The sequence below is a fragment of the Aeromonas sp. 602658 genome (assembly GCF_049173005.1).
Taxonomy (GTDB): Bacteria; Pseudomonadota; Gammaproteobacteria; order Enterobacterales; family Aeromonadaceae; genus Aeromonas; species Aeromonas veronii_A.
In genome coordinates this window covers 49,997-58,433 of record NZ_JAAKRF010000022.1, presented here as the reverse complement: position 1 = coordinate 58,433, position 8,437 = coordinate 49,997, and the positions used below count along the sequence as shown (strand labels likewise).

Here is an 8,437-nt window from a genome sequence, read left to right as displayed (position 1 = left end):
GGCGCCCTTTTGATGATCCAGTTGCAGGTTGAGCTGGAGAATGTTGACCACCTGCGGGCCAAGGATACCAGCTTGTGTGGCCGACTTGACCTGCTCCGTCAGTTGGGCGGGATCCAGTCCACGTTCTCTGGCTACACGATCCACCTGCGCCAGCACCGCATCGAGTGGTAGATGTGGATCGAGGCCAGAGGCGGAACGGGTCAGCATGGTAGGAGAGCTGGTTTCAGGCTGTGCCTTGGCGGCCTGTTCGGCGAACTCCGCCCGCAGCGGTGAGCTCATCCCCAGATTGCTGGCACTACCGCCAATGGTGTTGAAATCACTGGCTGAAGGGCGGGGGTGGAAGTAGTCAGCCCGCTCGAATTTCTGTGCCAGCAGGGCGCTACCGATGAGTTGCTGCTTGCTGTCGGTCAGCTGGCTGCCGTTGGCCTGCCAGGGGAACAGCAGTTGGGCCAGCCCGGTCACCGCCAGCGGATAACCCACGCCCAGCAGCAGGGTCAGGGTCAACAGGGTTCTGATTGCTATCATGATTCTCTTGCTCCAAAAGGATGGCTGGGGATGCGGGTTCGCCCCGCATCCCGGTTACGTCGTTACACCAGACCCAGGCCGGTAATGACCAGGTCAATCAGCTTGATGCTGATAAACGGCACCAGCAGGCCGCCGACACCGTAGATCAGCAGGTTGCGGCGCAGCAGGCTGGCGGCCGAGCCTTTCAGGTCGACGCCACGCAGCGCCAGCGGCACCAGCGCCACAATGATCAGGGCGTTGAAGATGATGGCCGACAGGATGGCGCTCTGCGGGCTGCCCAGCTGCATCAGATTCAGTGCCCCCAGTTGCGGGTAGGCGGCGATGAACAGGGCTGGCAGGATGGCGAAGTACTTGGCCACGTCGTTGGCGATGGAGAAGGTGGTCAGGGCGCCACGGGTCACCAGCAGCTGTTTGCCGACCAGCACCACGTCCAGCAGCTTGGTGGGGTTGGAGTCGAGATCCACCAGATTGCCCGCCTCCTTGGCTGCCTGGGTACCCTCGTTCATGGCCAGACCCACATCAGCCTGTGCCAGTGCGGGTGCATCGTTGGCACCGTCGCCGCACATGGCAACCAGACGACCATCGGCCTGCTCCTGCCGGATATAGGCGAGCTTCTTCTCCGGCGTCGCTTCGGCGATGAAGTCATCCACCCCGGCTTCGGCGGCGATGGTGGCGGCGGTTTTCGGGTTGTCGCCGGTGATCATCACGGTACGGATCCCCATATGGCGCAGGATCTGGAAGCGAGCCTTGATACCGGGCTTGATGATGTCCTTGAGGTAGACCACCCCCAGCAGTTTCTCCTGAGTGCAGACCAGCAGCGGAGTCCCACCCTGACGGGCGATGCTGTCGACTGACTTGAGCACCAGCTCAGGTACCGCCTTGCGGTCGAGGCTGAGGTAGTTCAACACGGCATCCACCGCACCCTTGCGATATTGATGACCGTTGCGATCCAGCCCGCTCAGCCGGGTTTCGGCGCTGAAGGGGATCACCTTGTCGCTCTCCAGCTGGCTCGGCTTGGCCATGCTCTTGCTGGCCAGAGTCAGGATGGATTTTCCCTCCGGGGTGTTGTCACCCAGCGAGGCCAGCATGGCCGCTTGTGCCAGCAGGGCGGGGTCGACGCCCGGTGCCGGGATCAGCTCATCCGCCATCCGGTTACCGAAGGTGATGGTGCCGGTCTTGTCCAACAGCAAGGTGCGCACGTCACCGGCCGCTTCGACGGCACGGCCAGACTTGGCGATGACGTTCAGCTTCACCAATCGATCCATACCGGCAATACCGATGGCGGAGAGCAGGCCACCAATGGTGGTCGGGATCAGGGTGATGAAGAGGGCGATCAGGTAGAGGCGCGGTACCTGGGTGCCGTTGTAGTCGAGGAACCAGGGCAGGGTGGCGACCACCAACAGGAAGATCAGGGTCAGGCCCACCAGCAGGGCGTCGAGCGCCATCTCGTTGGGGGTCTTCTGGCGCTTGGCCCCTTCCACCAGTGCGATCATCCGATCCAGCGTACTTTCGCCCGGATTGTTGCTGACGCGCACCCAGATCTCGTCGGAGACGACCGTCGTGTTGCCGGTCACGCCGCTGCGGTCGGTTCCCGACTCGCGGATGACGGGGGCGGATTCGCCAGTGATGGCCGCCTCGTTGACCGAGGCGATACCGGCGATCACTTCGCCGTCGGCCGGGATCATCTCGCCGCTGCGTACCAGCACCAGATCCCCCTTCATCAGGCTGGTGGCGGGTACCCACTCGCCCTGACCATCTTTGGCATTCGCCACCCGACGGGCCTTGAGCTGGCTCATGCCCGCCTTCAGGCTGTCGGCGCGAGCCTTGCCGCGCCCCTCGGCCAGGGTTTCCGCGAAGTTGGCAAACCAGAGGGTCAGCCAGAGCCAGGCGGTCAGCTGCCAGGCCAGCGAGGGGGCGACGCCGGAGAGAGGCTGCCCCAGCAGGGACTCCACGGTCGCCATGACTGCGGCCAGCCAGAGGGTGAACAGGATGGGGCTGCCAAACAGCGCCTTGGGATTGAAGCGATAGAGGGCCTCAACCATTGCCTGGATGATCTGTGATTTCTGTTTTTTGCCCTTCACCAACATGGTGTCGGTGCTCATTGCAGTGGACTTGCTCATTGGAAAGCTCCCAGCATCAGATAGTTGGCGATTGGCATCCGGATGGTGATCGACAGGGTCAGGTTCATCAGAATGCACCTCCGATCAGACTCAGATGTTCAGCCACCGGGCCCAGTGCCAGCACCGGCAGGAAGGAGAGGCCACCTATCAGCAGGACGGTGATGATCAGTAGGGTAACGAACAGCGGGCCGCTGATGGGGAAGTCCCCTTCGCTCGTCTCCTGACGGGGCGCGCGGGCCAGCTGACCGGCGATGGCCAGTACCGGAATGATGTAGCCGAAGCGACCGAGCAGCATGGCCAGACCGATGGCGATGCACTGCCAGTTGTCACCGGCGGCAAAACCGGCAAAGGCGGAGCCGTTGTTACCAGCAGCCGAGGCGTAGGCGTAGATGAGGCGTGACAGACCGTGCGGGCCATCATGGCCGATGATGGTGCTGGCATCCGGCATCAGCAGGGTGACACCACCGATCACCAAAACCCCCACCGGCATGACCAGCATGCTGGCGACTACCCACTTCATCTCGGTGATGCCGAGGCGTTTGCCCAGATAGGTCGGGGTGCGCCCGACCATCAGGCCGCACAGGAACACGGTCAGCAGTACGAACAGCATCATGCCGTAGATACCGGAGCCGACCCCGCCGAAGATGACCTCACCCAGCAGCATGTTGATCATGCCCACCATGCCGCCGAGCGGAGTAAAGCTGTCGTGCATGGCGTTGACGGCACCGTTGGAGGCGGCAGTAGTCGCCACTTCCCAGATGCTGGAGAGCACAGGGCCGAAGCGGCTCTCCTTGCCTTCCCAGTTGCCAGTCATGTTGCTGGCGTCAGTGGTGAGCTGGGCGAGGGCGTGATCCGGTTTCAGCTCTTGGGAGAGGGAGACGAAGAGCCCCAGCACCAGCATGAGGGTCATGGCACCGAGAATGGCGCGGCTGTGGGCCATGTCCTTCACATAGCGGCCCAGAGTAAAGACCATGGCGGCGGCGATGGTGAGCAGGGCGACCATCTCCAGCCAGTTGGAGAGGGCTGTCGGGTTCTCGAACGGATGTGCCGAGTTGATGCCGAAGAAGCCGCCGCCGTTGGAGCCCAGTTGCTTGATGGCGATCTGCGAGGCCGCCGGGCCGAGGGGCAGCAGCTGCTCCTGACCCTCCACACCGTGGAACGACAGATAGGCGGAGAGGCTTTGCGGCACCCCTTGCCATACCAGCACCAGCGCCATGATCAGCGCGATGGGCAGCAGCACATAGAGGCAGAAACGCACCAGATCCTGCCAGAAGTTGCCAAGGTTGATGGCCTGCTGGCGGGCGATACCGCGGAACAGGGCAATGGCGACGGCTGCGCCCGTCCCTGCGGAGACGAAGTTCTGGGTGGTCAGCCCAACCATCTGGCTGAAGTAGGAGAGGCTGGCCTCACCGGAATAGGCTTGCCAGTTGGTGTTGGTCATAAAGCTGACCGCGGTGTTGAATGCCAGTTGCCAGCTCAGACCCGGCAGTTGTTGCGGGTTGAGGGGCAGCAACCCCTGCGCCATCAGGATCAGGAACAGCAGACCGAAACCGGCGCCGTTGAAGGCCAGCAGGCTGAGGGCGTAGGACTTCCAGTCCTGCTCCCGTCCATCGGTGCCACAGCAAGCCAGCGTGGCGCGCTCGACCGGTGCCAGCCAGTGGATTTTGCCTTCAAATACCCGATAGATGTAGTTGCCCAGCAGCGGTGCTGGTAGCAGAACCAGCAGCACGAAGGCCACCGGATAGATTATTTCTTGCCACATGTTCTAGTTCCTCACTCGTGGTCACGGTGCGTCAGGGCACGCATTGGATTGCTCACGAGGCTCGGCAGTTTGCTGGCCACCGGGTAGATAATTTCTTGCTGCATATAGTTAGTCCCTCACTCGTGACTGCGCGTGAGTGCGCGCATCAGATAGGCCATCAAGGCGAGGACGAGCAGCAGATATAGCCAATTCATATCGACTCCATTGAGATAATTAGCTGCGAGAGCCGATGTAAGACCATATCGACTCTGTTGGTGTCATTGACGCTGAAAAGGTATGTAAAACAGGCGTAAAGGCGCCATAAAGCGCCATGTGGCAGGCGTAAAATCGGCGTAAAGAACGGCGGATTTGCGAGAGAAATGGCGAGGAGGGATCAAAAAAAGCGGCCTGAGCCGGGTTTGTGGGAAGGGGCTACATGGCTGTAGACGCCGGCTGCTCGTGACAGGCCAACGTCAAACGTACCTATCGCATCGTCACGAACTCTTCAGCGCTGGTGGGATGAGGCATGGGAACGCAGTTGTTGAAGCTGGCCTGATAATGACAGGCCAACTTCAAACGTACCTATCGCATTGTCACGAACTCTTCAGCACTGGTCGGATGGATAGCAACGCAGTTGTCGAAATCTGCCTTGGTGGCCCCCATCTTCATGGCGACGCCGAAGCCTTGCAGGATCTCGTCCATCGCAAAGCCGATACCATGCAGACCGGCCACCTTCTCTTCCGGGCCGACACAGACCAGCTTCATCCGGGTGGGCTGGCGATGCTGGGTCAGTGCCGAGTACATGGCGGTGAACTGGCTGCGGTAGACCTTCACCTGGTCCTCGCCGTATTCGGCGATGGCTTCCGGTTCGGTCATGCCGATGGTGCCGATGGGCGGGTGGCTGAACACCACGGTCGGCACCAGATCGTAGTTGAGGTGCTCGTTCGGCTTGTTGTTGAACAGCCGCTCGGAGAGACGGCGGCCCGCCGCGACGGCTACCGGCGTGAGCTGGATGCGACCCGTGTTGTCACCCACCGCATAGATGTTGGCGACGGCGGTATTCTGGAACTTGTCGGTCGGGATAAAGCCCTTCTCGTCAAGCGCGATGCCTGCGGCGGCCAGATTCAGGTTGTCGGTAGCCGGTACCCGGCCGATGGCCCAGATCAGGCTGTCGACGGTGAGGTGGCGACCATCTTCCAGTTGCAGGGTCAGGCTGTTGTCAGCGTTCTTGAGCACGGCTTTGGGAATGGCGTGGGTGTGCAGCTTGGGCCCTTCCTGCGCCATGATTTCGACCAATGTCTCGTGGATCATGGGGTCGAAGTTGCGCAGCGGCGCGTGCTTGCGCACCACCAGATGGGTCTCTGAGCCGAGCGCCTGCATCACCCCTGCGATCTCGACTGCGATGTAGCCCGCACCCACTACGGCAACCCGCTTGGGTTGGCTTTGCAGGTCAAAGAAACCGTCGGAGTCTATACCCAGCTCGGCACCCGGGATCGCCGGAATTTCCGGGCGGCCACCGGTAGCGATCAGGATATGATCGGCCGTGTAGTGCTCGCCATTAACCTCGATGGTGTTGCTACTGACGAAGCGGGCGAAGCCCTTGATGACGGTGATCTGGTTCTTGCCCAGCACGTTCTGATAGGACTGGTGAATGCGGCCGATGTAGGCCTGGCGGGACTCGACCAGCTTGGCCCAGTTGAAGTGGTTGAGGGTGGTGTCAAAGCCGTAGTCGGCGCCATATTTCAGGGCATCGGCGATCTGGCCTGCATACCACATGGCCTTCTTCGGTACGCAGCCTACGTTGACGCAGGTTCCACCCAACTCTTTGGCTTCAATCAGGGCAACTTTCTTACCGTACATGGCAGCCCGGTTGGCAGAAGCAATACCGCCGCTGCCGCCGCCGATGGCGATATAGTCAAAATGCTGTGCCATTGCGAGGTTCTCCGCTCATTAAGAATGCAATCACAGCATGATGGGGATAAAGCGGCTGGCTCACAAGAGCCAGCGCTCAGTTATGTTGGATCGGCAGGCGAATATGGAACTGGGCGCCCTGGCCCGGTTCGCTGGCACAGCTGATACGGCCTTTCAGCAGTTGCACCACCAGGTTGTAGATGATGTGGGTGCCCAGACCGCTGCCACCCTGACCCCGCTTGGAGGTGACGAAGGGATCGAAGATGCGCGGCAAGATTTCGGGCGGGATGCCGCGGCCGTTGTCCGAATAGTCGATAAACAGCTCCTCTCCCTGCTGTTCCACCTTGATGGTGATCTTCTTCGGTTTGTCCCAGCTGTCGAACCCGTGGTTGATGGAGTTGAGGATCAGGTTCGAGTAGATCTGGGTAAAACTGCCCGGGAAGGAGAAGATCGACAGCTTGGGATCGCACTGGATATCCACTTCGCACTGGCTCTTCTTCAGTTTGTGGCCAAGCGAGACCACCACCTGATGGAGGTTGTCGGCGAGACTGAAGTTGTAGCGAGCTTCCGATGACTGGTCGACAGCCACCTGCTTGAAGCTGGCAATCAGCTCGGAGGCGCGCCGCAGGTTGCTCTGCAGCAGTTGCATCGATTCGTCGAGGTTGACGGTGAACTCGTTGAGATAGGAGCGCGACAGCTGCTTGGAGTCGATATGAGACTTGAAGTCGGCGACCCGCTCTTGCAGGTAGGAGGAGGCGGTCACGCTGATGCCGATCGGAGTGTTGATCTCGTGTGCCACCCCGGCTACCAGCGAGCCGAGGGAGGCCATCTTCTCCGACTCCACCAGAGTCTGCTGGGCCTGTTTCAGGTCGTCGTACGCTTTGCCGAGCTGGTTGTTGGCTTCACTCAGGCTGCGGGTACGTTCCACCACTTTTCCTTCCAGCTGCTCATTGAGCTGGATAATCTCCCGCTCGACCTTTTTCAGTTGGGTGATGTCGTAGCCGAACCCGATCTGGTACTTGAGGTTCGGCCCTTCATAGAAGGGTACGAAGGTCCACTGCAGCACCAGCTCGTGGGCCTGCTGGTCATGCATGATGACCTCTTTGTCTGCCAGTGACCCCTCTTCGTTCAGGATATTGTTCAGCTCTTCACGCTGGGTCGGGCTGACGAAGAGATCCAGCCAGTTGTGCTGGAGCAGCTCCTGTTGGTGATAACCGGTCAGCAGGATGGCTGCCGGATTGATGCTGGCGATGGTGAGATCCGGCTCCATACAGCAGATGACCATGTTGGCCGAGTTGATCAGGGTGGCGGAGAAATCCCGCTCCTGTTGCAGTTGTTCCACCGCCTGATGACGAGCGACCAGCTCGTCACGTAGCCGGGTGCGCATCTGGTTGAGGGTGGAGACCAGGGTATCCAGTTCGTCGGGTTTCTTGCGTGGTTGCGGACGCCCCTCCAGCACCAGCTCCATGTCGAGCCGATCGAGGTTGAACTTCTGGGCGTAGTTGGCGATGCGGTTGATGTGTCTGACCACCAGATAGTAAATGATGATCAGGATACAAAATGAGACCACCAGGGTCTTGATGGTCTGGCTGACCATGATCAGCACTGACTTCTCAATCAGACGCTGGTAAATCTGCTCCAGCGACGCGGCGACAAACAGCTTGCCGACAATTTCCCCCTGATAGGTGAGATTGAACTCCTGGGAGATGTCATAGCTTTCCCGTTCCACTCCCTGGGTCAACAGTGGCACTTCGGAGTTGCCGAGCATCTCCTTGACCATCACAAACTGCATGTTGGGCAGGTTCATGATCCCTTCGATCTGCACCTTGACCTGCTCCTCATCGAGGTTCCACAAGCTGGCGGCAATAGGTTGCAAAAAGGAGGCTTCGATCTGGCCGATGCTGTCTTCGATGACGGCGACATCCTTGCGGTAATCCCAGGCGAGTTGCAGCACCGTAATGATCATCGCCAATACGGTACTACACACCAGAATATAGGAGAGCAGGCGGTATGAGAGTCCGTTGCGGCCTACGGCCTCGGCGGTCTTGGAGATGAGTCCTGACATGGCGTCCTTGCGGTCTGGATGTTGTGTTTTTTAGTTTAACTGCTTCATGGACTTATGTCGTCTTTCCTGCGAACC

General features: G+C 60.1%; 5 protein-coding genes. All 5 read right to left on the bottom strand.

From position 1 onward, the window contains the following. The coding region (locus tag G5253_RS14850; RefSeq protein WP_421203645.1) for a potassium-transporting ATPase subunit C at positions 1 to 525 on the bottom strand (525 nt) is incomplete at its 3' end. A gap of 62 nt (positions 526 to 587) precedes the next feature. After that, the gene (gene kdpB, locus G5253_RS14845) at positions 588 to 2,645 is read right to left on the bottom strand and encodes a potassium-transporting ATPase subunit KdpB (RefSeq protein ID WP_421203643.1); all 2,058 of its coding nucleotides are present in this window, start codon (positions 2,643 to 2,645) and stop codon (positions 588 to 590) included. Between the two features lie 67 nt (positions 2,646 to 2,712). After that, on the bottom strand, positions 2,713 to 4,407 hold the full coding sequence (gene kdpA, locus G5253_RS14840; protein ID WP_266135171.1) for a potassium-transporting ATPase subunit KdpA: 1,695 nt from the start codon (positions 4,405 to 4,407) through the stop codon (positions 2,713 to 2,715). A 561-nt stretch (positions 4,408 to 4,968) separates the two neighbouring features. Further along, positions 4,969 to 6,318, bottom strand: a complete 1,350-nt coding sequence (gorA, locus tag G5253_RS14835; RefSeq protein ID WP_266135172.1) for a glutathione-disulfide reductase — start codon at positions 6,316 to 6,318, stop codon at positions 4,969 to 4,971. A gap of 76 nt (positions 6,319 to 6,394) precedes the next feature. Then, positions 6,395 to 8,362 (bottom strand): ATP-binding protein, encoded by a 1,968-nt coding sequence (locus G5253_RS14830; RefSeq protein ID WP_266135173.1) that lies wholly within the window; start codon positions 8,360 to 8,362, stop codon positions 6,395 to 6,397. Between the last annotated feature and the right edge of the window lie 75 nt (positions 8,363 to 8,437).

Excerpts from the sequence above, each read along its gene's own strand:
- kdpB (WP_421203643.1), bottom strand. The coding sequence starts at position 2,645 with ATGAGCAAGTCCACTGCAATGAGCACCGACACCATGTTGGTGAAGGGC.
- kdpA (WP_266135171.1), bottom strand. The coding sequence starts at position 4,407 with ATGTGGCAAGAAATAATCTATCCGGTGGCCTTCGTGCTGCTGGTTCTG.
- gorA (WP_266135172.1), bottom strand. The coding sequence starts at position 6,318 with ATGGCACAGCATTTTGACTATATCGCCATCGGCGGCGGCAGCGGCGGT.
- G5253_RS14830 (WP_266135173.1), bottom strand. The coding sequence starts at position 8,362 with ATGTCAGGACTCATCTCCAAGACCGCCGAGGCCGTAGGCCGCAACGGA.